Origin of the sequence: Maricaulis virginensis, from assembly GCF_027922185.1 — a bacterium.
Classification (GTDB): domain Bacteria; phylum Pseudomonadota; class Alphaproteobacteria; order Caulobacterales; family Maricaulaceae; genus Maricaulis; species Maricaulis virginensis.
Window position 1 is genome coordinate 331709 of the sequence record NZ_BSFE01000003.1, and the last position, 22781, is coordinate 354489.

At 65.6% G+C, this 22781-nt stretch carries 24 protein-coding genes, 1 other RNA gene and 1 pseudogene; 21 read left to right on the plus strand and 5 right to left on the minus strand.

The genetic code is table 11. The features are described 5' to 3' along the window. Positions 1-310 precede the first annotated feature (310 nt). The 7 genes and pseudogenes from PKE71_RS17630 to PKE71_RS07605 form a co-directional block, all read left to right on the plus strand. A pseudogene (locus PKE71_RS17630) lies at positions 311-856 on the plus strand (AAA family ATPase); the annotation flags it as partial. A 309-nt stretch (positions 857-1165) separates the two neighbouring features. Continuing rightward, positions 1166-2692: a CpaF family protein gene (locus PKE71_RS07580; RefSeq protein WP_373878797.1), complete on the plus strand. Its 1527-nt coding sequence runs from the start codon at positions 1166-1168 to the stop codon at positions 2690-2692. Between the two features lie 3 nt (positions 2693-2695). Beyond that, positions 2696-3691: a type II secretion system F family protein gene (locus PKE71_RS07585; RefSeq protein WP_271186350.1), complete on the plus strand. Its 996-nt coding sequence runs from the start codon at positions 2696-2698 to the stop codon at positions 3689-3691. Positions 3692-3698: 7 nt separating this feature from the next. Further along, entirely contained in the window at positions 3699-4688 is a 990-nt protein-coding gene (locus PKE71_RS07590; RefSeq protein ID WP_271186351.1) for a type II secretion system F family protein, read from the plus strand. 61 nt (positions 4689-4749) lie between these two features. Further along, positions 4750-5244, plus strand: a complete 495-nt coding sequence (locus PKE71_RS07595; RefSeq protein ID WP_271186352.1) for a hypothetical protein — start codon at positions 4750-4752, stop codon at positions 5242-5244. A gap of 45 nt (positions 5245-5289) precedes the next feature. Continuing rightward, positions 5290-5727, plus strand: coding sequence for a hypothetical protein (locus tag PKE71_RS07600; RefSeq protein ID WP_271186353.1), 438 nt, complete (start codon positions 5290-5292; stop codon positions 5725-5727). A 39-nt stretch (positions 5728-5766) separates the two neighbouring features. Then, a complete protein-coding gene (locus PKE71_RS07605; RefSeq protein WP_271186354.1) occupies positions 5767-6237 on the plus strand; it encodes an OsmC family protein in 471 nt (156 codons plus the stop codon). 3 nt (positions 6238-6240) lie between these two features. On the opposite strand, the gene PKE71_RS07610 is transcribed toward PKE71_RS07605, so the two are convergent. Continuing rightward, entirely contained in the window at positions 6241-7038 is a 798-nt protein-coding gene (locus PKE71_RS07610) for a tetratricopeptide repeat protein (RefSeq protein WP_271186355.1), read from the minus strand. 105 nt (positions 7039-7143) lie between these two features. On the opposite strand from PKE71_RS07610, the gene PKE71_RS07615 reads away from it, so the two are divergent. From PKE71_RS07615 to PKE71_RS07625, 3 genes are all read left to right on the plus strand, one after another. Further along, positions 7144-8502 carry a leucyl aminopeptidase family protein gene (locus tag PKE71_RS07615; protein ID WP_271186356.1) on the plus strand — a complete coding sequence of 453 codons (1359 nt, stop codon included), beginning with the start codon at positions 7144-7146 and terminating at the stop codon, positions 8500-8502. 61 nt (positions 8503-8563) lie between these two features. After that, positions 8564-8950, plus strand: a complete 387-nt coding sequence (locus tag PKE71_RS07620) for a MarR family transcriptional regulator (RefSeq protein ID WP_271186357.1) — start codon at positions 8564-8566, stop codon at positions 8948-8950. Further along, positions 8890-9741 (plus strand): C40 family peptidase, encoded by an 852-nt coding sequence (locus PKE71_RS07625; protein WP_271186358.1) that lies wholly within the window; start codon positions 8890-8892, stop codon positions 9739-9741. The genes PKE71_RS07620 and PKE71_RS07625 overlap by 61 nt, the downstream gene beginning before the upstream one ends. A gap of 76 nt (positions 9742-9817) precedes the next feature. On the opposite strand, the gene PKE71_RS07630 is transcribed toward PKE71_RS07625, so the two are convergent. Beyond that, complete coding sequence (locus tag PKE71_RS07630; RefSeq protein WP_271186359.1) at positions 9818-10558, minus strand: c-type cytochrome; 741 nt, start codon at positions 10556-10558, stop codon at positions 9818-9820. Here PKE71_RS07630 and PKE71_RS07635 point away from each other — a divergent pair. The 4 genes from PKE71_RS07635 to PKE71_RS07650 all read left to right on the plus strand — a co-directional run bounded on the left by PKE71_RS07635 (position 10557) and on the right by PKE71_RS07650 (position 13027). Then, positions 10557-10730 (plus strand): hypothetical protein, encoded by a 174-nt coding sequence (locus PKE71_RS07635; protein WP_271186360.1) that lies wholly within the window; start codon positions 10557-10559, stop codon positions 10728-10730. The genes PKE71_RS07630 and PKE71_RS07635 overlap by 2 nt on opposite strands. A 182-nt stretch (positions 10731-10912) precedes the next feature. Continuing rightward, positions 10913-11437 carry a porin family protein gene (locus PKE71_RS07640; protein ID WP_271186361.1) on the plus strand — a complete coding sequence of 175 codons (525 nt, stop codon included), beginning with the start codon at positions 10913-10915 and terminating at the stop codon, positions 11435-11437. A gap of 163 nt (positions 11438-11600) precedes the next feature. Next, entirely contained in the window at positions 11601-12149 is a 549-nt protein-coding gene (locus PKE71_RS07645) for a porin family protein (RefSeq protein ID WP_271186362.1), read from the plus strand. A 305-nt stretch (positions 12150-12454) separates the two neighbouring features. Further along, positions 12455-13027, plus strand: a complete 573-nt coding sequence (locus PKE71_RS07650; RefSeq protein WP_271186363.1) for a carboxymuconolactone decarboxylase family protein — start codon at positions 12455-12457, stop codon at positions 13025-13027. Between the two features lie 99 nt (positions 13028-13126). Here the strand turns inward: PKE71_RS07650 and nudC are convergent, their stop codons facing one another. Both nudC and PKE71_RS07660 read right to left on the minus strand, forming a co-directional pair. After that, complete coding sequence (nudC, locus tag PKE71_RS07655) at positions 13127-14047, minus strand: NAD(+) diphosphatase (RefSeq protein ID WP_271186364.1); 921 nt, start codon at positions 14045-14047, stop codon at positions 13127-13129. 82 nt (positions 14048-14129) lie between these two features. Next, on the minus strand, positions 14130-15494 hold the full coding sequence (locus tag PKE71_RS07660; RefSeq protein ID WP_271186365.1) for an MBL fold metallo-hydrolase RNA specificity domain-containing protein: 1365 nt from the start codon (positions 15492-15494) through the stop codon (positions 14130-14132). 135 nt (positions 15495-15629) lie between these two features. Here PKE71_RS07660 and PKE71_RS07665 point away from each other — a divergent pair, with 135 nt between their 5' ends. From PKE71_RS07665 to PKE71_RS07695, 7 genes are all read left to right on the plus strand, one after another. Then, the gene (locus PKE71_RS07665; protein WP_271186366.1) at positions 15630-15851 is read left to right on the plus strand and encodes a hypothetical protein; all 222 of its coding nucleotides are present in this window, start codon (positions 15630-15632) and stop codon (positions 15849-15851) included. Positions 15852-15982: 131 nt separating this feature from the next. Then, positions 15983-17728, plus strand: a complete 1746-nt coding sequence (locus PKE71_RS07670) for an AsmA family protein (protein WP_271186367.1) — start codon at positions 15983-15985, stop codon at positions 17726-17728. A gap of 68 nt (positions 17729-17796) precedes the next feature. Further along, positions 17797-17892, plus strand: an RNA gene (gene ffs / locus PKE71_RS07675) — signal recognition particle sRNA small type. 72 nt (positions 17893-17964) lie between these two features. Beyond that, positions 17965-19785: a DNA polymerase III subunit gamma/tau gene (locus PKE71_RS07680; protein ID WP_271186368.1), complete on the plus strand. Its 1821-nt coding sequence runs from the start codon at positions 17965-17967 to the stop codon at positions 19783-19785. Beyond that, positions 19782-20105: a YbaB/EbfC family nucleoid-associated protein gene (locus PKE71_RS07685; RefSeq protein ID WP_271186369.1), complete on the plus strand. Its 324-nt coding sequence runs from the start codon at positions 19782-19784 to the stop codon at positions 20103-20105. Before PKE71_RS07680 ends, PKE71_RS07685 begins: the two co-directional genes overlap by 4 nt. 63 nt (positions 20106-20168) lie before the next feature. Further along, the gene (gene recR, locus PKE71_RS07690) at positions 20169-20774 is read left to right on the plus strand and encodes a recombination mediator RecR (protein ID WP_271186370.1); all 606 of its coding nucleotides are present in this window, start codon (positions 20169-20171) and stop codon (positions 20772-20774) included. Between the two features lie 73 nt (positions 20775-20847). Then, positions 20848-21570 (plus strand): queuosine precursor transporter, encoded by a 723-nt coding sequence (locus tag PKE71_RS07695; RefSeq protein ID WP_271186371.1) that lies wholly within the window; start codon positions 20848-20850, stop codon positions 21568-21570. Between the two features lie 7 nt (positions 21571-21577). On the opposite strand, the gene PKE71_RS07700 is transcribed toward PKE71_RS07695, so the two are convergent. Further along, positions 21578-22705 (minus strand): PQQ-dependent sugar dehydrogenase, encoded by a 1128-nt coding sequence (locus PKE71_RS07700; protein ID WP_271186372.1) that lies wholly within the window; start codon positions 22703-22705, stop codon positions 21578-21580. Positions 22706-22781 lie beyond the last annotated feature (76 nt).

Sequence of the window (22781 nt, forward strand, 5' to 3'; positions counted from 1 at the left end):
CTTCTGCGAGCGTCCGGAGACCGGCGCCCTGGTTCACAATGCGGGCAATGACCGCCGTCTTGCGAAAGCGCATGTCACCGTCGAACTCGGCGGTCTGCCGGCTGCAATCGAACGCTATCACGATGAATCGACACCCAACCTGCTGATTGTCGAGAGCGGCATGCGCGGGCGGGGCCTGTTCGACCAGCTCGAGGAGCTGGCCGGCGTCTGCGATGCGGACACCAAGGTGATCATCGTCGGTGCCGCGAACGATATCGGTCTCTATCGCGAGCTGATGAAGCGCGGGGTGAGCGAGTATCTGGTGCCGCCGATGACGCCGCTGCACCTGATCCGCACGATCTCGGAGCTCTTCCTCGATCCCGATCAGCCCTTCGCCGGCAAGTCGATCGCCTTCATCGGATCCAAGGGCGGTGTGGGTTCGTCGACCGTCGCGCACAATTGCGCCTGGGCCCTGACCGAAGGCATCCAGACCGACGCTGTTCTGGTCGACCTGGACCTGTCGTTCGGAACGGCGGGCCTGGACTTCAACCAGGATCCGGCCCAGACGCTGGGTGATGCCCTGGCCGAGCCCGATCGCCTGGACGATGCCCTGCTCGATCGTCTGCTGGTGCGCTGTACGGAACGGCTCAGCCTGTTCTCGGCGCCGGCCACGCTGGACAAGGACTGGGAGTTCTCGCCGGCCGAGTACGAAATGGTGCTCGACAAGGTGCGCCGCCAGGCGCCGTTCATGGCGCTCGATCTGCCGCACATCTGGATGCCCTGGGTCAAGCAGACCCTGCTCAGTGCCGACCAGGTCGTGGTCACGGTGACGCCGGACCTGGCATCCCTGCGCAATGCGAAGAACCTGTTCGACCTGATCACCAGCGCGCGTCCGAATGACGAGCCGCCGAAGGTCGTGATCAACATGGCCGGCATGCCCAAGCGTCCGGAGATTCCGGTCAAGGACTTCGCCGAAGCGCTGGGCACCCAGCCGGCCCTCGTCCTGCCGTTCGAGCCGCAATTGTTCGGAAAGGCGGCAAATAACGGCCAGATGATCACCGAGCTCGATGCCAAGTCCAAGGCGGCGGAAGGCTTCACCCACCTGGCCGGTCTGGTCAGTGGCCGTGCGAGTACGCCGCAGCGTTCGCGTTCCCTGTTCGGAAAGATGTTCGGAGGCTAGTCAGCCATGTTCGGCAAGCGCGCCGGAGGTCCCACCACCCAATCGACGACACCGGCCCCGCCGCCTGCGGAGGTCAAGGAGGCGCCTCGCAGCGATGCAGGCGCCGAACGTCGTCGTGCGCCTGCTCCCGCGTCCAAACCTGCAGCCAAGACTGCGCCGAAACCGTCTGTACAGACCTTCCAGGCCCCCAAGCCTTCCAGGCCGGCGGCTGTGGCCGCTGCAGCCGCCCGGGCCCGCCCGCCCGCCGATAATGGCCGGTCGGAAGAGTACTACGCGATCAAGACGACGATCTTCAATGCGCTGATCGACACGATCGATCTGGGCCAGCTGGCCCGCCTCGACAACGAGACCGCGGCCGAGGAAATCCGCGACATCGTCACCGAGATCATCTCGATCAAGAATGTCGCCATGTCGATCGCGGAGCAGGAACAGCTGCTCCAGGACATCTGCAATGACGTGCTGGGCTTCGGCCCGCTCGAACCCCTGCTGGCGCGTGACGATATCGCCGATATCATGGTCAATGGCGCCGACGACGTCTTTATCGAAGTGAACGGCAAGGTCGAGCGGACCAATATCCGCTTCCGGGACAACGCCCAGCTGATGAATATCTGTCAGCGGATCGTCAGCCAGGTCGGCCGCCGGGTCGACGAGAGCTCGCCGATCTGCGATGCGCGCCTGATGGATGGTTCGCGTGTCAACGTCATCGCCCCGCCGCTGGCGCTGGACGGTCCCACGCTGACCATTCGTAAGTTCAAGAAAGACAAGCTGAAGATGAAGAACCTGGTGGAGTTCGGCTCCATCACGCCGGAAGGCGCCAAGGTTCTCGAAATCATCGGCGCCAGCCGCTGTAACGTGCTGATCTCCGGCGGTACCGGTTCGGGCAAGACGACGCTTCTGAACTGCATGACGGGCTTTATCGAGGAAGACGAGCGCGTGGTGACCTGTGAGGACGCCGCGGAACTGCAGCTGCAGCAGCCGCACGTCGTGCGCCTGGAAACGCGTCCGCCGAATCTGGAAGGCCAGGGGCAGGTGACGATGCGCGATCTGGTGAAAAACTGTCTGCGTATGCGTCCGGAACGCATCATCGTCGGCGAGGTGCGTGGCCCGGAAGCGTTCGACCTTCTGCAGGCCATGAACACCGGCCATGACGGTTCGATGGGCACCTTGCACGCCAACTCGCCGCGCGAGGCCCTGTCGCGGATCGAATCCATGATCACCATGGGGGGCTACAGCCTGCCGACGCGGACGATCCGAGAGATGATCGTCGGCTCGATCGACGTCGTTGTGCAGGCCGCGCGCCTTCGCGACGGCTCGCGTAAAATCACCCACATCACCGAAGTGGTCGGTATGGAAGGCGATGTCATCGTCACCCAGGACCTCTTCCTGTACGAGATCCAGGGTGAGGACGAGCACGGCCGGATCATCGGTCAGCACGCCTCGACCGGTATCGCCCGTCCGAAATTCTGGGACCGCGCCCGTTATTTCGGTCTGGAGCGCGAACTCGCCAACGCACTCGACGCAGCGGAGGCCTGACGCATGAATCCGGACATGGCCTTCTTGCTTGCAGCCGTTGCGGCCTTTGTCGCCGTCGGCGGTGTCGGCTGGGTCGCCGTCGGTTCGATGGGCGATGCCCAGTCGAAAAAGCGCATTACCCGGGCGGTGGGCGACGGCCAGCTCGTGCGGGGCAAGCGCCAGACGGCAGCGCTCGACCAGGCTGCCCAACGTAAACGCCAGGTCCAGGAATCCCTTAAGGACATGGAGCAGCGCCAGCGCGACCAGCGCAAGAAGTCGCTGACCATCAAGGCGCGCATCCGTCAGGCCGGTATGTCATTCTCGCCGAGCGTTTTCTGGATGATCTCGGCCGGGGCCGCGCTCACCGGTGCGTTGATCGCATTCATCACCGGCCAGAACCTGCTGGTTCTGGCGGCGATCACGCTGATCAGCGGTTTCGGCCTGCCGCGCTGGTGGCTGGGTTTCCTGTGCGGACGTCGCCAGAAGAAGTTCACGGCGGAGTTCGCCAACTCGCTCGACGTTATCACGCGCGGTGTGAAATCCGGCCTGCCACTGAACGAGTGTCTGAAAATCCTGGCGACCGAGTCGCCGGAACCGGTCCGCACGGAGTTCGAGAAGCTGGTCGAGGGCATTGCAGTCGGCGTGACACTGGCGGACGGACTTGATCGCATGTGCGAGCGCATGCCGCTGCCCGAGGTGAACTTCTTCCGCACGGTGCTGGTGATCCAGCAGAAGACCGGCGGCAATCTTGCCGAAACCCTGGGCAATCTCGCCACCGTGCTGCGGTCACGCAAGATGATGCGCGAGAAGATCAGCGCGCTCTCGTCCGAAGCCAAGTCGTCGGCCTTCATCATCGGCTCGCTGCCGCCGGGCGTTCTGGGCATCGTCTATGCGACGACGCCGTCCTATATGGGGCAGATGTTCCAGCACCCCACAGGCCAGCTGATGCTGCTGGGCGGTGCTTTCTGGATGTTCCTCGGCATTATGGTCATGCGCGGCATGATCAACTTCAAGATCTGAGGGCGGCATGTTCGGGCTCGACTTCGCCGATATCCGTGACTTCCTGATCTCGCCGGAAAATCTGGTGATGATGATCTCTGCCGTTCTCGTGTTCGCGACCATCGTCACGCTGGCGGCGCCGGCCATGAACACGAACTCGCTCGACAAGCGGATCAAGGGCGTGCGCAATCGCCGTGAGGAGCTGCGCCGCAAGAGCCGTGAGGCGATCGAGCAGTCCAGCCGCAACAGTTCGATCCGCGGAGCCGAAGCCAAGGGCCTGATGCGCAAGGTCGTGGATGCGCTGAACCTGCAGAAGGCCTTCGAGGACCCCGATCTGCAGGACAAGCTGCAGCAGGCGGGCCTGCGTGGCAACAAGCCCGCCGTCGCCTTCTACTTCTTCCGTCTGGCTTCGCCGATCATCCTGTTTGCGGGCACGGCGACCTACGTCTTCATGATCAATGATTTCGGCCTTCCGACGATCACCCGCTGGTGTCTGGCCTTCGGTCTGGGCCTGCTGGGCTACTACGCGCCGAACGTGTATCTGAGCAACGCCGCCCAGAAGCGGCAGCAATCCATCATGGGGGCCTTCCCGGACGCGCTCGATCTGCTTCTGATCTGTGTGGAGTCCGGGATGTCGATCGAGGCCGCCTTCCACAAGGTGTCGACCGAGGTTGGATCCCAGTCCATCGAACTCGCCGAGGAACTCTCTCTGACAACGGCCGAGCTGTCCTATCTCCAGGATCGGCGCTCCGCGTACGAGAATCTCGGCAAGCGCACAAACCATCCCGGTGTGCGTGCTGTGTGTACCTCCCTGATTCAGGCCGAACGATATGGTACACCGCTCGGACAGGCCCTGCGGGTCATGGCGAAGGAAAATCGCGATATGCGGCTGGCAACTGCCGAGAAAAAGGCCGCCTCGCTGCCGGCCAAGCTGACCGTGCCGATGATCGTGTTCTTCCTGCCGGTTCTGTTCGTTGTCATTCTCGGACCGGCGATTATCCGCTTTAACAGCCTGTGAAAATTCGTTCTGGCGCGTTATTTGAGTGACTCGCCGCACGCTGCACAGGTGGACACAGCCCATGTTTTCGGGCCGCAAGACGGAAGAAGCCATCCGCGAGGACATCCGCGCTGCCGACCGCGCCGTTGGCGAGGCCATGCAGGCCCTGTCGGCTGACGATGTCCAGTCTGCCCGCAAGGCGCTGTCTGCCGCGCCGAAGACCCACTATGCCGATATGGGCTGGAAGGTTGGTCTCGCGACCGCGATGATCGAGCTGAAAGCCGGCAAGCGCCGCGCGGGGCTGCAGCGCCTGGTCACGATATGCGGACGTCTCGACGACACATCCCTGTCGCGCGACGACAAGAACTATCTCAAGCTCTTTGCGCTCTATCGCGGAACCGAGGCCTCGAAGACCGGCCGGGCGCCGACAGAGCTGCGGGACATGGTGGAAGACTTCCGCTTCGATCACACGCTGGTTTCGCCCATCCTGCGCAAGGACTTTCCTCTCAAGCATGTCGAGGACAATGAGGACGGGCCGCCGCCTCCGCCCCCTCCGCCGCCTCTCAGCGTTGGCTGACACGTGAAGGCGAAGACCCAAAAGGCGAGCGTTCGGGCGCAGTCGATGTCCATCCGGCGCTTTCTCGGGTCGAAGCGGGCCGATTGGGTCGTCTTCGCGATTGCGCTCCTTCTGGTGGGCCGACAGGCGCTGTCCTACGCGTTCTGGGGCATTGTCGATATTGCGGTCCGCCTGGAGATCTGGCCGCCGGACCTCATCGCTTTCGACGCCTACGGGTATTACAGCCAGACCACCCTGCTGCACGAGGCCGTGTTCGTTGCGGCATGTGCCAGCTTCATTGCGGCTTTCACCGCGCTGGTCCTGCGGGCTCGCCTGGCGCTGCCGCTTCTCGTCTTCTGCCTGGTGCCGGGCATCGCAGACTGGGTGATGATGACCTCGATCCCGCAAATGGCGAACGATCTGAGCGGCTACATCCATCTCATCGGCCATCTTGTGGCGGTATGCGCGCTCGCCTATCTGCACCGGCGTGGCTTTCTGCGCTAGCGGACAGCCGGATCCGGGACAAACGAGGGAACCGATCGCATGAGCCGGGAACACGTCTACACAACCCGAATCGTCTGGACCGGTGACCGGGGCGAGGGAACGCGGACCTACAAGGGCTATGACCGGACCTGGAATGTCGAGACGCCCGGCAAGCCGGTCATCCATTGTTCCAACGATCCGCTGCTGGGTGGCGACCCAGGCCTCCCCAACCCGGAAGACATGCTCCTCGGCGCGCTGTCGGCGTGCCACATGCTCTGGTATCTGCATCTCGCCAGTTCGGCGGGGATTGTGGTGACCGGGTATGAGGACAACCCGGACGGGGTGGGCGAGACGATGCCCGACGGGTCGGGCCGTTTCCTGAGAGCAACGCTGCGGCCGCGAATTTCGGTGGAGCCTGGAACCGACACTGCAAAAGCCGACACGCTGCACAAGGAGGTGCACCGTTTCTGCTTCATCGCCCGGTCGGTCAACTTCCCGATCGAATACGACGCTGAGTATGTCGAAGGCTGAGGTCTAGTCGGCGCGCACGGCGTCGTAGCGCCGGCGCGATGTCAGCATCGAGCGGATATAGGCCATGTTGGCCTCGGCCATCTGCGGCGAGACATCGACGCGCGCCATCGTTTCGGCTTCCTCGAAACGGCCTTGCAGGGCCATGGCGAGGGCGAGATTCTGGCGGACCGTCGGATCGGCGCCCGGACGGATCATCGCTTCGCGCAGCATCCGCTCGGCAGTCTCGGTCTCGCCGGCTGCCATGTAGGACAGCGCGATATTCGACAGGATGGACGGGTTGCCCGGCTGCAGCTCGAGCGCGGCCTGGAAGCTGGCCCGGGCGGGGCCCGGCTGGCCGGCCTGCTCCTGCGCTATACCGAGGGCGTTGAGATACTGCCAGTTGCCGGGATCGATCTGCGTCGCCCGGCGCAGGGCCTCCATCGCGCCCGCACCGCGTCCTGCGGCGGCCATGGCACTGCCATAGGCGAATAATAGCGGTGCATTATCGGGATAAAGCGCGAGCGATTGCTGCGCCACTTCGGCTGCACGGCGGTGATTTCCCAGCTGGCGCAGCGTGCCCGAAAGCTCGGTTGCGGCTTCCAGGTCCGACGGGTTCAGTTCGTGAGCCTCGGCCCAGAATGCGGCCTGGGTCAGAAGATCCTGGCTGCGGATAGCGTCGCGTTCGGTCTGCGAGGCCGGCACGATCGTATTGGCGTTCATCGTGTCGATGACGGCCTGTTCCTGTTCGGTCGGCGCCGTGGTGGTGGCACAGGCCGAAACGGCAAGGAAGACGAGCGGGGCAAGGGCGTAAATCGGTCGCATGATACGAATCGGTCAACTGTGGGCGTCTCTTGAATCTGCGCCTGCCCGGTCAAGAATGGGTTAATCGCAGTTCGGCCGCATCGCGGCACACGGGAAAGGTTGATCATGACTTCGATATTCGCGTCCGGCGGGACGGCGCTCACCCTGCGGCTCGTAACGGCGGAGGCCAGTGCGGACATGGCCGCGGCCCTGCCGGAGGCGCTGCGTCCCCTGGCGGCCGGTTTCGAAGGCAAGCCGGGCCAGGTCGTACGCTTTCCCTCCGGCAGCGACAGCGACGCCTGGCTGGGCATCGGCCCGGGCAAGGATGTCTTTGCGATCGGCGCGGCTGCGAAGGCGCTCGCCGGTGGCGACTGGCAGATCGAAGCCCTGCCCGAAGGCTGGGACCCGACCCTGACAGCAACCGCCTGGGCGCTGGGCGGCTACAGTTTCACGCTCTACAAGCCCGCAGATCGCGAACCCGCGCGGCTGGTCCTGCCCGAGGGGGCCGACGCTGCGGAAGCAGAAGCCGTGGTGCGTGCGGTGACGTTGACCCGCGATCTGGTCAATACGCCGGCCGACCGGATGGGGCCTGAAGGCCTGGAGAATGCGTTCCGCTCGCTGGCCGAGCGCTTCGACGCGACGGTGCGGGTTGTGCGCGGTGACGATCTTCTCGCCCAGAACTATCCGATGATCCATGCGGTCGGCCGGGCGGCCGGCGAGGCGCCGCGCCTTCTCGAGCTGGAATGGGGTGAGGAAAGCCATCCGCGTGTTGCCGTCGTCGGCAAGGGCGTTTGCTTCGACAGCGGCGGTCTGGATCTCAAGGCAGCCCAGTTCATGCGCCTGATGAAGAAGGATATGGGCGGCGCGGCGAATGCGATGGGTCTGGCCAGCATGATCATGGCGGCGGGCCTGCCGGTCCGGCTGCACCTTCTGGTGCCGGCCGTCGAGAATGCTGTCGGTGCCGGTGCCTTCCGTCCGGGCGATATTCTCACATCGCGCAAGGGCATCACCGTCGAGGTCGACAATACTGACGCGGAAGGACGGCTTGTGCTCGCCGATGCGCTGACGCGGGCGACCGAGGAAAAGGTCGATCTGCTGCTCGACTTTGCGACGCTGACCGGCGCGGCGCGCGTTGCGCTGGGGCCGGAAGTGGCGCCGTTCTACACCGATCAGGACGATCTGGCTGCCGATCTGGCCGGGGCCGCGGTGAAAGTGTTCGACCCGGTCTGGCGCATGCCGCTGTGGGATGGCTATGAGGGTGATATCGACGGCGAGATTTCCGACATCGTGAACTCGACCGCCATGCCAATGGCGGGATCGATCACGGCGGGCCTGTTCCTGCGCCGGTTCGTCGGCGATGCGGCCTGGATGCATTTCGACATCTTTGCCTGGAATCCGAAGGAGCGTCCGGGACGTCCCAAGGGCGGCGACATGCATGCCGCACGCGCCGTTTACCAAATGCTCAAGGAGCGCTTTCAGGATTAGCCGCGACTCCTTCGGGAGATTCGCAGGCTGAACGGGAGCGTGCCGGATGGCATCCCAGGCGATGACGTCGCTTGAAATGATGCGCCGCGTGTCGGCGGATGCGCTGCAGGGCGAAACGGCGGACCTCACGGCCCGCCAGTTCGCGCTGCTATTGTCAATCTTCATGCAGCCGGGCCCTCACGCTGTGCGGGATCTGTCTCGCTCGCTGGGACTGCCCAAGCCGGCCGTGACACGCGCCCTGGACGTGCTCGAGCGGCAGGGCTTTGTCCGCCGCAAGCGCGACCGTGACGACAAGCGCGACGTCTCGGTGCACCGCACTGTCAAAGGCGCAGTCTTCCTGTACGATTATGGCGAACGTGTTGCCGTCCGCGCCGAGGAAACCCGCACATGTCCCACCTGGATCCCCGTCTCACGCCCGCCAGGCCCGACCTCGCCGCCGCCCATCTGAAGGGGCAGGTCGAAGCGGCGCGCTTCGTGGAACCCGTCGACTATCAGTCCGTGATTGCCGCGGCGCCGATCCGGCGGGCGCCCGCGCCCGACGGCGCCATGGACGATCAGGTGCTGGCTGGCGAGGTCTTTGCGGTTCTGGAAGCGCGCGATGGCTGGGGCTGGGGCTTTTCGCGCGCCGGCGGCTATGTCGGGTGGGTCGACCTTGCAGGCTTCTCCACGACGGTCCGTCAGCCTGACCGGCGCATCACCGCATTGCGCACCTACGCCTTTTCAAAGCCCGACATCAAATCGGCTCCGCGCCATCTGCTCAGCCTGAATGCGCTGGTTTCCACAGGCGCACGCGAGGGCCGCTTTATCGAGGCCGAGGGGCTGGGCTGGGTCGTCGAGCCCCATACCGGCGCTCCGGACGACCATGCCGGCGACTTCGTCGCTGTGGCCGAAAGCTTTCTTGCCGCGCCCTATCTCTGGGGCGGCAAGGAGAGCCTGGGGCTGGATTGTTCCGGTCTCGTGCAGATGGCGCTCCGCGCCGCGGGCATCGATGTGCCGCGGGATGCGGATCAGCAGGAGGCCGCGCTGAAGGCCGCCTGGCAGGACGTCACCGGTGACGAGGCACGCGAACGGGGCGATATCGTCTTCTGGCCGGGCCATGTCGGCATCATGGTCGATTCCGAACACCTGCTGCACGCCAATGCCGGCTTCATGGATGTCACGCTGGAGCTTTTCTCTGAAGCCGAAGCGCGGATCCGGGAAAAGGAAAATCCGGTCCGCACGATCGTTCGCCCGCTCTGACACGCAGCAGAACCAACTGGTGACAAAAAAGCCCGGGTCAGGTGACCCGGGCTTTTCTGTTCGTATCGAAAGCAGCCTAGTGGCCGCCTTCCTGGGGCTCTTCGCCCGCAGTGTCATCTTCTGCCGGTGCGGGTTCCTCACCCTCAGGCGCCATCTCTGCAGCCTGTTCGCCGGCTTCTTCTGCCATGTCGCCCATGGCTTCACCGGCCTGCTCGGCCATGTCGGAGACTTCTTCCGTCATTTCGCCCTCTTCCGGCAGCGGGTCCGGGAAAGGCAGCGGGTTGTCCGACAGGCTGTGCAGATAGGCGATCAGGTCGAAGCGCTGGGCTTCATCGCTGAGGCCGCGGAAGGACATCGCCGTACCCGGCGCGTAGGAGGCCGGGCTCTCGATGAAGTGGTTCAGGGCTTCGTAGGTCCACTCGCCTTCCAGCGCCTGCAGGGCGGCGGAGTAGGAGAAGCCGGCATGGGTCGCGATGTCCGCGCCCACAACACCCCAGAGATTCGGGCCGACGCCGTTGGCGCCGCCTTGCTCGAAAGTGTGGCAGGCCGCACAGCGGCGTGCGACACGCTCGCCGTTGGAGATGTCCGCATTGGCCAGCAGGAGGCCGTAATCGGTCGGGCCTTCCTCGACCGGTTCGGCCTCGCCGCCGCCCGATTCGATTGCGGCCCAGTCAACCGGATACGAGGTGTTCTCGTCGGTCAGTTCGTGCGCGCCGTGCGAGGGAACCAGCAGGTGCCCAAGCTCGGTAATGGCCATCACAGCCAGCACTGCGCCGATCAGGACACCGGCCACCTTGTTCCAGAAGAGATCGCCCATGGACGCCCCCAAAATTAGTCAGGTCGAAAATCGTGGCCGTGTTTGGCATGCGCTGCGCGGACAGGCAACAGTCCAGCGCGTTCTTGTGCATGCGTTAACACGACGCATGACCGCAGGCTTGCAGGATTTTCATGTAACGGAAAGACCAAAAATCACAGTTCGCGCGTTGTGACGGGGCGATCCGGCTGCAGCCGGGATTGTCTGACAGGCGGGCCATGACGGGGAGGGCATGGTGCGGGTCAGACGGTCTGCAGACGGACGGCTTGAAACCCCCGACGCCCGTTCCCAGCTCTGGGACGGGCTGGGAACCCGCAACTGGCGCAACGACGCCAAGTACAGAGTAAGGTTGATAAAATGCTGCGTACCCTTTCCCTTGCCTCCCTTTCCATCCTTGCGCTCACTGCCGGTGCAACGGCCCAGCAGGGTGAGTTCCGCCTTGGCGGCGGCTATGAGCGCTTCGACTTCGACGATGTCGATGTGGACACGGCCGTTGTTCGCGGTGGCTACGATTTCAATCGCTTTTTCGGCGTTGAAGGCCAGGCCAATATCGGCATCAACGACGAGTCCGTAACGGTGGCCGGCGTGACCGGCGATGTCGGTCTCGACTATTCGCTCGGCGGGTTCGGTGTCGTGCGTCCCTGGTCGAACGAACAGGCCAATGTCTTCCTGCGCGGCGGCTACACCACGACCGAGTTCGATGCGGAAGTCGCCGGTCTGAACTATGACGGCAGCGATGAAGCCTGGGCCTATGGCGTCGGCGGCGAATGGTTCTTCGCCGGCGATAACGGCGTCCGCCTCGACTATACCCGCTATGACTACGACGATGGCGGTGAAGCCGACACCTACGGCATTTCCTACGTCCGTCGCTTCGGCGGCTAGATAAAGCCTGGAAATATCTGAAGAATCGAAAGGCCGCGCCCGCCGGGTGCGGCCTTTTCTTCATTGCGGACACGTAATCGAGATGAACGCCGCGTTCAGCCCGGGCTCACCCAGCCGGCGGCAATTTCCACGTGCGAGGGCATCAAATGCGAGGAAATACAAAATGTTCAGAGTGCTGAGTGCGTGCGTGCTGGCATGGGCGGGTCTGGCTGCGGCCGGCCACGCGCAGACGGCTGACAATGGCTTCAACCTGTCGGCCGGCTACAGCCGTATCGATCTCGAGAATTTCGATCTCGGCGCAGCAACGATTCGCGGCGGCTATGATTTCAACCGCTATCTCGGCGTCGAGGCCCAGCTCGATATCGGCATTGATGGCGACGACGCCAATGCCTGCCCTGTGGATGCCGTGTGCATCGCCGCGATCTCGACGCTGGACCTGGAATACTCCGTCGGTGCGTTTGCCGTCGGACGTTTTCCCGTCACCGACAGTTTCAGCGTCTTCGGCCGTCTGGGTTATGTGACGACCGAGTTCGACGCCAATTTCGCCTATGGCGGTTCCACGGACGACCAGGCCATCGCCTGGGGTGTCGGGGCCCAGTATGAGGTGTGGGAGAATGGCGCAATCCGGTTCGACTACACCCGGACCGATTATGACGATTTCGGTGAGGCCGACAGTTTCGGCCTGTCCTATGTGCATCGCTTCGGCGGCTGACAGCCGGATCAGGAATGCTGCGAAAACGAACGGGAGCTGCGGTGCGGCTCCCGTTTTCTTTTGGCCGGTGTTCGAGGGAGGACTCGGCGCCTTGGTTCGGGTGTGATATGGTTGCCTTACGGCACCATAGGGGGTGCGTAACTGCCCCATAAGTGCCCCATGCGTGTGACGCCGTGCCGCCTGCGAGAGCCATGAGCCCGCCGGACGGGCGGCGCTCCGGGCCGAACGGGCCCGGATCTGTTCTGACAGTTCCGACCCACACCGCCCGGCGGCGGTCTGCCGGGCGTCGCACGAAAGGCGATGCAATGACACAGTTCACGATCTTCGACGAAACGTCCGCACCCGCCGACTCAAAGCCGATCCTGCGTTCGGTGAAGGCCCGGCTCGGCTTCATCCCCAACATCATGGGCGAGCTCGCCGCCTCGCCCTCGGCGCTGGATGCCTATGCGACCCTGTCGGCCGTTTTCGGACGCAGCGGCCTGACGCAGATCGAGCGCAATGTCGTCCTGCTGACGACTGATTTCGAGAATAATTGCGGGTATTGCATGGCGGCGGATTCGACGATCGCCCTGAATACCGGGCTCGACCGCGAAATCGTGGTGGCCATCCGCGAAGGGCGCGTGATCCAGAGCGATGCGCGGCTCGAAGCGCTGCACCAGTTCACGCGTGCCATGGTGCGCGAGCGCGGCCTGGTGGAGCGCCATGATATCGACGCCTTCCTGCGCGCCGGCTTCACCAAGGCCAATGTGCTCGACGTGGTGACCGGCGTGACGCTGAAAACCATGTCCAACTACACCAACCACATCGCCGAGACCGAGCTGGACGACAGTTTCGCGCCGATGGCCTGGTCCAAACCTCTCCTCCAGCATGCCGACTGATCAGACGGAAGCCCGATTGGCGGACACCTGCGGGGCCGGATTGCCGGCCCCGTCTTTTTGCCAATTCACCTTTTTGCCGGCCGGTCTTCTTGCAGGACCTCAGATTTTCCGCTCGACCCAGAGCTCGGCCAGGCGCCGGGCAATCGCGATCGAGGGCGGCATCGCGGCCTCGGGGTGCGTCCCGGCCAGCATGTCGCGGACATCGTCCCGCGAGAACCAGCGCGCGTCTTCCAGCTCGTGGGCGTCGATGTTCAGCGTGGCATCGAGCACCGGCGCGACCAGGCCTACCATAAGCGAGGACGGGAAGGGCCAGGGCTGGGCCATGACATAGCGGGTGGCGGCGATGTCGGCGGTCACGCCGGACTCTTCCTTCAGTTCGCGCGCGCAGGCCTCTTCCAGCGTCTCGGCCGGTTCGACAAAGCCGGCGAGGGCCGACCACATGCCTTCCGGCCAGCTGGCCTGCCGGCCCAGAAGACAGCGCTCGCCGTCGGTGGCGAGCATGATCACGACCGGGTCGACGCGCGGGAAATGTTCGGCGCCGCAGCCGTCGCAGCTGCGGCGATTGCCGCCCGAGCGCATGCGGGTCGGCTGGCCGCAATTGGCGCAGAAGCCGTGCCGGTCGTGCCAGGCCAGGATGGACTTGGCATAGCCGTAGATCGCGGCCTCGTCGGACGAGAGCCCCATGGCGGCGCGACGGGCGTCCAGGCGCATCGTGCCCGCCGGCTCCGGTGCATCGGTCTCCAGCTGGGCGGCAAAACAGGGCGAACCGCGATAATGGCCCAGGAAGACACGCGGTCCCGTTGCCGGCAGGGCGGCCAGCTCGTCCGGCCGGAACCAGAAGATGGCGCCCTCCGGCGACAGCAGCGGATCGCCCGCCTGCAACACCATCCACCAGCCCTCATCGCCATCCATCAGCGCATTCAGCCTTGCCTCGTCGCGTCTGAGGACTTCACCGCGGTCCAGCGGAGCGCCGGCAAAGACGAGCGGGGCGGCATCGGCGAGCAGGGTTCTGTCATTCATGGGGAAATGTCCGGTCAGCGGCCCTGCAGGCTTAGCCGCATGCGGCGCGGGCATCAATCGGGCAGTGCGGGTGCTGCCCCCGCTACAGGGCGACCCGTTCGCCGTGGTCGGGGATGTGGCAGTCCCAGCCCAGCTCGTGCTCGATCCGGTCGCGCAATGCCCGCGAGGCCTGCGGCTCGCCGTGCACGAGGAAGGTCCGGCGGGGCGGCTGTTCGAAGCGGCGAAGCCAGCTCATCAGCCCGTCGGCATCGGCATGGGCCGACAGCATGGGCAGATCCGCCACCTCGGCCTCGATCGGAACCGTACGGCCATGCAGCCGGATCTCGTCGGCCCCGGCGAGGATCGCCGCGCCGGGCGTGCCGGGCGCCTGGAAGCCCGAGAACAGGATCGTGTTGCGCCGGTGCGGCGCATAGGCCTTGAGGTGATGCTGGACCCGCCCGCCGGTCACCATCCCGCTGGCGGCGATGATGATCTTGGGCATGGGGTCGGCAGTCAGTTCCTTGGACCGTTCGGTGTCGCGGACATATTCGATCATCCGGCCCATGGCGCGGGCGTCGGCGGCGCTCAGCTTGTGTTCGCCGACATGGCGGTTGAGCAGGATGCTGGCATCGATGGCCATCGGGCTGTCCAGATAGACCGGGATCGAATCCAGCCGGCCGGCACATTTCAGCCGCCACAGATGCCAGGTCAGCAACTGGGCGCGTCCGACCGCAAAGGCCGGGATGATCACGGTGCCGCCGCGCCGGACGGTGCGCTCGACGACATCGTGCAGCAGGTCGGCGACGTCGCGGCGTTCGTGCAGCCGGTCGCCATAGGTGGTTTCCAGCAGGAGGAAATCGGCGCGGTCCACCGGGTCGGGATCGGGCAGCAGCGGATCGTCCTCGCGGCCCAGATCGCCGGAAAACACGACGCGCCGGCCTTGCCAGTCGAGCGTGACGGTCGCGGCGCCGAGGATGTGGCCGGCCCGGCGGAACACCAGCCGCGCTCCGGGAACCGGCTCGACCGTCTCGCCGAATTCGACACTGTCGAACTGTTCCATCGCGGCCTTGGCGTCTTCTTCGGTATAGAGCGGCAGGGCCGGGTCGTGGCGCGAGAAGCGCTTGCGATTGGCGTATTCGGCATCGCGCTCCTGGAGATAGCCGCTGTCGGTCAGCAGGATTTCGCACAGGTCCAGGGTCGGCGGGGTGCACAGGACGGGGCCGCGATAGCCGTCCTTGATGAGGCGGGGGATATAGCCGGAGTGATCGAGATGGGCGTGGGACATGGCGATGGCGTCGATCCGCGCGGGATCGATGCCGAAACCGGACCAGTTGCGGGTGCGGATGTCGCGCCGGCCCTGGAACATGCCGCAATCGAGCAGGATGTCCCGTCCCGCCGAACTGAGAAGATGCCGCGACCCGGTCACCGTACCGGCCGCGCCGAGAAAGGTCAGCTCGAGCTTTTCCATCCGCATCCTCCTTGAACCACCTTTCCGGGGAATGCCCGCAAAGGCAAGCGTGGCGACGCGCCGCAGGGCGCGGGCTCATTTGCCACTTGCTTTTGCGAATGAGTCGCAATTATTGTCGTGACAGGAGGTGTCGAAATGGATCCGAAATCACAAAGATCGTCAGCCCTGTGCGCCCATCACGCCCAGATGGCTGTGCGCGACTGGCTGGAGACCCAGGCGCGGGTGACGGGATACTGGCGTGACGTCCTGCTGTCCTCGGGCGGCAGCGAGGAACTCATCGCCGTGCTCGATCATCATGCCGATGTCCTCGCGGCGGCGGCCCGCCTGGACAGTGCCGAACCCGTCTTCGCACACTAGCGGGGCCCCGCTCGCAATGCCGGGAACCTGCGCGCGTCCTGCAACGTTCCATTGAGAACCAGGCAGAGGCGCGCTGCACGGCAGCGCTCGGTATCGTGGCAAAAGCCAGACGGACAGTTCTGATCGCCGGAATGATTGCGGCCGCGCTCGTCGCGACAGCGGCCGGAAGCCTGTGGTTCCTGTCGTCTGCAGACCGGGCAACCGGTTTCATCGAGGCCCGGCTGACGGGCGCAGCCGGACGGACGGTGGAGCTGGGTGAAGGCTGGCTGAGCCCGGGATGGCAGCCGGTGCTCCATCTGCGCGGCCTGGCTGTCGAGAATGCGGGCACGGCACAGACCGTCGACATGCGCCTCGATCCGGCCGGTCTTCTGCCGGGGCGTCCGCTGATCGTCCATGCCGGCATCGACGAAGCGTCCTTCACCTACCGCATGCGGGGCCGCGACGATGCAGGAGGAGGGCTGCCGGGCTATCTCTCCAATGTGCGCGATGTCGACATCACGCAATTGCGGCTGCGCATCCGGCGGCCGGGACGCGAGCCTGCACTGCTGATCATCACCGAAGCGCGCGGCGATCTCGCCAGCGGCGATTTCCGTCTCACCGCGGCAGGCGGTCGGTCGGTGCTGCATCTCAACGGGTCGGCCGAAGGCCTGTCGCTGGACGGATTTTCCGGCGAGATGGAGATGCACGGGCGCAACTTCGCCGAGCTGGCGGCGGTCTTCGGCCTGTCGGCACCGGATACGCCGCCCTTCTCGCTGTATGGCGATGTCTCGCATGCAGACGGTATCTGGACCTTCAGCCCCTTCAACGGCCTGGTCGGCGACTCCGATCTGGCCGGCACCATGTCCGCCGATTTCGGACGCCCGCGCCCGCGGCTGACGGCGGACCTTACCTCCGACAATCTCGATTTCGACGATCTGGGCGTGGTGATCGGCGCGCCGTCCGACATCGACCGGACCACCGCCAATGACGAGCAGGAAGCGGCCAACCGGGCCTATGCGTCCAGCGGACGGCTGATCCCGAATGCGCGTCTGGATACCACGCGCGTGCGCACCGCCGACGCCCGGGTGCGCTTTACCGCCCGCAATGTGCAGGCCGGTGCCGTTCCGCTGAGCGCGATGGAGATCGTTTTCGAACTGGACAATGGCGTGATGACGTTCGAGCCGCTGGCTTTCGAGACAGAGGATCGGGGCCGCCTGACCGCCCATGCGACGATCGATGCCCGCACAGACACGGTGCGCACGGAGGCCGAAGGCGAGCTGGACGGGTTCGAGCTGGCCTCGATCGGCAATGGACAGCTGGCCCGTGGCCGGATGCATGTCGCCTTCGCGCTGGCCATGACCGGTGCGGACCTGCGAAGCGCCTTTGCCTCGGCCGATGGCGAGATCACCGCGCAGGCGGCGCCGGGGACCCGGATCCGCCATCTCGCCGTCGAGGGCGCCGGCCTCGATGTCGGCGAGATCCTGCTCCTGCGGTTGTCGGAAGACGAGGCCGATCCCGGCTTCATTCCCGTGAACTGCGCGGGCGGCGTGTTCCGCGCCCGGAACGGCCGGCTTCAGGCGGAAAACGTCTTTGTCGATACGGATGACAGTGTCGTCGCGCTCGACGGCCAGGTCTCGCTGGAGACCGAAAGGCTGGCGCTCGCTGTTGCCGCGGAGGCGAAGGATGTCTCCTGGGGCAATCTGCTGGGCGGTGTTGCCGTGAACGGAACCCTGCGCAATCCCGAAATCGATGTCGATGCGGCACCGTCTGTGCTGCAGGGCGTGCTGGCGGGACTTCTGGGCAGCGCAGCGGGTCCGCTGGCGGTGCTTCCCTTCACCGAGCTGGGCCTGGGTGAGGCGGTGTCCTGCGAAGACCCGCCAGGCCCGGCCGCCGGCTAGAGCAATGCCGGAAAAAGGCTGCAGGCCGCGGCTTGCATGACGCTGTCCGGCGGGCGATATAGGGGGCGGAAGGCCGGCGGTGGACGGGCACCTCGCCAACCCGGTCAGGTCCGGAAGGAAGCAGCCGTAACGAGTTTCGTCCGGGTCGCTGTCCGGTCTTCCACGCGCAATCGCGCCGCCCGGATCGGGGGACGCCCCCGGCACAGGGTCTGTCAGCCGCAGCCAGAAGAGCCCTCATGGACGATACGCCGCTCCCAGCTGACGATACCGCAGCGGGCGAAGCGTTGATGCCGGGTCTCGACCTGCCGCAGACGGCGCCGGACCCCGGCTACCAGGTGCTGGCCCGCAAATACCGCCCGTCCAAGTTTGAAGACCTGATCGGCCAGGACGCCATGGTGCGCACCCTGACCAATGCCTTCGCGGCCGGCCGTATCGCCCATGCCTACATGCTCACCGGCGTGCGCGGTATCGGCAAGACGACGACGGCGCGCCTGATCGCCCGCGCCCTCAATTATGAAACCGATACGGCCGACGGACCGGCGATGACGCTGTCCGAACCGGGCCGCCATTGCGAGGCCATCGCGCGCTCCGCGCATGTCGATGTGATGGAGATGGACGCCGCCTCGCGGACCGGCGTCAACGATATCCGCGAAATCCTCGACGGTGTGCGTTATGCGCCGGTCTCCGCGCGCTACAAGGTCTACATCATCGACGAGGTCCACATGCTGTCGACCTCGGCCTTCAACGCGCTTTTGAAGACGCTCGAGGAACCGCCCGAGCACGCCAAGTTCATCTTCGCGACGACCGAGATCCGCAAGGTCCCCGTGACCGTGCTGTCGCGCTGCCAGCGTTTCGATCTCAAGCGGATCGACCGCGAGGTGCTGACCGATCATCTAGAACGCATCTGCGGCCTGGAAAACGCGTCGGTCGATCGCGAGGGCCTGTCCCTGATCGCGCGCGCCGCCGAGGGCTCGGTGCGCGACGCGTTGTCGCTGCTGGACCAGGCGATCGTGCAGGGCAGCGAGGAGACCGGCCCGGTCACCGCGCCGCAGGTGCGCGACATGCTGGGCCTGGCCGACCGCGCCCGTGTGCTCGACCTTCTCGAACAGGCCCTGTCGGGCAAGACGGCGGATGCGCTGGACGAGATCGGCGCGCTCTACGATGCCGGCGGCGATCCGGTGGTGATCACGCGCGATCTGCTCGACTATGTCCATGCCCTCTCGCGGGTGAAGGCGGCCGGTCCCGGCGCCGATCTCGGCGAGGCGGCGGATACCGTCCAGCGCATTGCCGGGCTGGCGGAAAAACAGTCCTTGGCCCAGCTGACCCGGCTCTGGAAAATCCTGCTGACGGGGCTCGACGATGTGCGCAATGCGCCGGACGCGCTGGCCGCGGCCGAGATGACGGTGCTGCGCCTCGCCGCTGCGGCCTCGCTGCCGCCGCCCGAAGAGGCCGCGCGCATCCTGGCCGGACATCCGCCTGCCGCGCGCAGCGAAACACCGGCCGCCCCGCCTGCTTCAGCGTCCGCCTCTTCGCCTGCCTCTTTAGCCGGGGAGGCGCCGGGAAAGCCTGAGCCGGCGTCACAAGCGCCGGCGCACGCTGCCCGCCCCGCTGCGCCGGTTGCGCCTGCCGAGGCCGAAAGCGAACTGCCCGGTCCCCGGACGTTCGAGGCGCTGATCGCGCTGTTGCGCGAAAAGCGCGACATTGCCCTGCAGTCGGATGTCGAGCGCTATGTGCGGCCCGGCGCCTTCCGCCCGGGCTCCTTCACCTTCCAGCCGGTCGAGGACTGTCCGCCGGACCTGGCGCAGCGGCTGGCCAAGCGGCTGCAGGAATGGACCGGCGCGCGCTGGGCCATCCTGGCCGATCATGAAGTGCGCGGCGGCGAGACCTGGTCGGAACGCCGCCAGCGCGAGGCCGAGGAAAAGCTGGAGCGCGCGCGGCAGGATCCCGCTGTCGCGGAGGCCTTGCGTCTCTTCCCGGGCGCAGAGATTGTCGCCGTGCGCGAGGCGCCGGCCGCCGACGGCGATGCAGACGAGAAGACAACGGAGAGACGGGCATGAAAGACCTGATGGGCCTGATGAAACAGGCGCAGGCCATGCAGCAGAAAATGGCCGAAGCCCAGGCCAGGCTCGACGAGGCTGAGGTAACCGGTGAGGCCGGTGCCGGCCTGATCGCGATGACGATGACCGCCAAGGGCGATCTGAAACGCGTCTCGATCGACAAGAGCCTGATCGATCCGGACGAGCCGGAAATCCTGGAAGACCTGATCCTGGCCGCCCACGCCGATGCGCGGCGCAAGGCCGAGGTGCGCCAGCAGGAGATTCTCAAGGACGCCGCCGGCGGGCTCGAGCTGCCGCCCGGCATGAATCTGCCGTTCTAGGCATGGCTTTTCCGGGGACACCTACCCAAGGTACATGTCCCTCACACAGATCGAGACCTTCTGATGCGCACCGCTTCTGCCGGCCCGGAAATCGAGCGCCTGATCACGCTGCTGGCCAAGCTGCCGGGGCTGGGGCCGCGTTCGGCGCGCCGGGCTGCGCTGCACCTTCTGGGCAAGCGCGATGCCGTGATGCGCCCGCTGGCGGACGCGCTGGCCGATGCCGCCGACAAGATCCGCGCCTGCTCGACCTGCGGCAATCTCGATGTCACCGATCCGTGCGCGGTCTGTGCCGCGCCCAACCGGGCGGAGAAAGAAATCTGCGTCGTCGAGACGGTCGGTGATCTGTGGGCGCTGGAGCGCGCCGGGGCCTTCAAGGGCCGTTACCATGTGCTCGGTGGCGTCCTGTCAGCCCTCGACGGCGTGCGGCCGGACGATCTCAACATCGCAAAGCTGATCGAGCGGGCGAGCGACGAGGCGGTGACCGAAATCGTGCTGGCGCTCAACGCCACGGTCGACGGACAAACCACCGCGCACTACCTGGCCGACAAGCTGGAACCGTGCGGTGTGTCGGTGACGTCGCTGGCGCGCGGTGTGCCGGTGGGCGGCGAGCTGGACTATCTCGACGACGGCACGCTGGCCGCGGCTTTCCGCAGCCGGTCGGCGGTCTGAGCGCGCGCTTTCCCGTCAAGACTAGGCAAAGCGGCAAATCGTCCTAAACTGCCACCGGACGGCCGGGGGCGGCATGGGCGATACCGACACTTTCAGCGGGATGAATCCCGAACGGGTTACGCGGAAGGCTTTCGTGCTGTTCTTCTGCACGGGCCTGTTCATGGTCTCGCTGGTGATGGCCGCGCTGACGGCAATCAAGGTGCAGGTCGTCCATCTCGGCCCGCTCGACGTGCTGGTGCCGGCCGGCACGCTGGCCTTCTGCTTCACCTATCTGGCGACCGATGTGATCAGCGAGGTATGGGGGCGCGGCTATGCGCTGTGCGTGGTGCTGACCGGCGTCGCGATGCGTTTCGTGATGGCCGTGCTCATCCTCTACGCCATGCATCTGGAAGACATTGCCGGCTTTGTCTCGGCCGCGCCCAGCTGGACGGCCGAGCGCCAGGCCGAGTTCGTCTCGGTCTTCTCGTCAGGCATCCGCACCAATTTTGCCGGACTGGTCGCCTTCTTCGTGAGTGCGCTCGCCGACGTGCTGATCTTCCACCATCTGCGCCAGCGCGATATGGGCCGCAACCGGCTGTGGCTGCGCAACAACCTGTCGACCATGGTGTCGCAGATCCTCAATTCGACGATCTTCATCGCCGTGGCCTTCGGCGGGATCGAGAGCTGGGCCGCGATCGGCAGCCTCATCCTCGGCCAGGTCGTGGTGAAACTGCTCGCCGCCGCGGTCGACACGCCGCTGGTCTATCTGTTGCGCAATATCGCCGAAGGCCGGCCGCTGACCGACATGCGGGGCTAGCCGGCCATCAGGGAATGACCGGGTCCAGCCGCAGCACGCTGCCTTCCAGGTCGTCGGTCAGCAGGTAGATATGCCCGTCCGGGCCGGACTGCACGTCGCGGATCCGGTCGCCGCGTTCGGTCAGCAGCTCTTCCTCGGAAATGATCCGGTCGCCCTCGACCTCGTAGCGCACCAGCATCGAGCCGGCGAGCGCGCCGACAAACAGATCGCCCTGCCACTCGGCAAACGCCGTGCCCTCGTAGAAGGCCATGCCCGACGGCGCGATCGACGGCACCCAGTACCACAGCGGCTGTTCCATGCCCTCGGCCGCGCGGGCGTCGGAGACGGGCGTGCCATTGTAGTTGATGCCGTAGGTGATGGCCGGCCAGCCATAATTCAGGCCGGGGCGGATATCATTGATCTCGTCGCCGCCGCGGGGGCCGTGCTCATGCGCCCAGATGGCGCCGGTCTGGGGGTTGCGGGCGATGCCCTGCACATTGCGGTGGCCATAGCTCCAGATTTCCGGCTGGGCACCATCGGCGCTGACATAGGGATTGTCGAAGGGGACGGAGCCGTCGTCATTCAGGCGCACGATCGTGCCCAGATGATTGTCCAGGTTCTGGGCTTCCTGGAAATACTGGGCGCCTTCGCCCAGGGTGAGCAGCAGGGTGCCGTCGTCCAGGAACAGGATGCGGCCGCCGAAATGATAGCCGCGCTGCTTGTCGAAATTGACGCGGAACAGGGGTTCCACGCCTTCCAGTGCGCTGCCGTCCTCGCTCAGCCGGCCGCGGGCGAGCGCGGTGTGATTGGCGCGGGATGTGCCTTCGGCGAACGAGAAATACACCCAGCGGTTCTCTTCAAAATCGGGATGCAGCGCCAGTCCGAGAAGCCCGCCCTGATTGTCGACCAGGATGTCCGGCAGCCCCTCGACCGGCGCCTCGCGCAGCGCGCCGTCATCGATATAGCGCAGGCGTCCCTCGCGCTCGGTGACCAGCATGTCGCCATCCGGCAGGAAGGCCATGGACCAGGGAAACTCGAGACCGGTCGCGACGGTCTCGACGCGGAAATCGGCCTGTTCGGTCTCGTGGATCGTGTCTTGCGCCATTGCCGGTCCACCAAGGACGGCAAGGGCGAGCCCGGCGGCAGCAACGCGCATGCTCATCTCCCTCATTGCCGGACCAATCTAGGGCGATGCGGCGCATGAATGAAGGGGCGGGCGGCGTGTTGTCCAC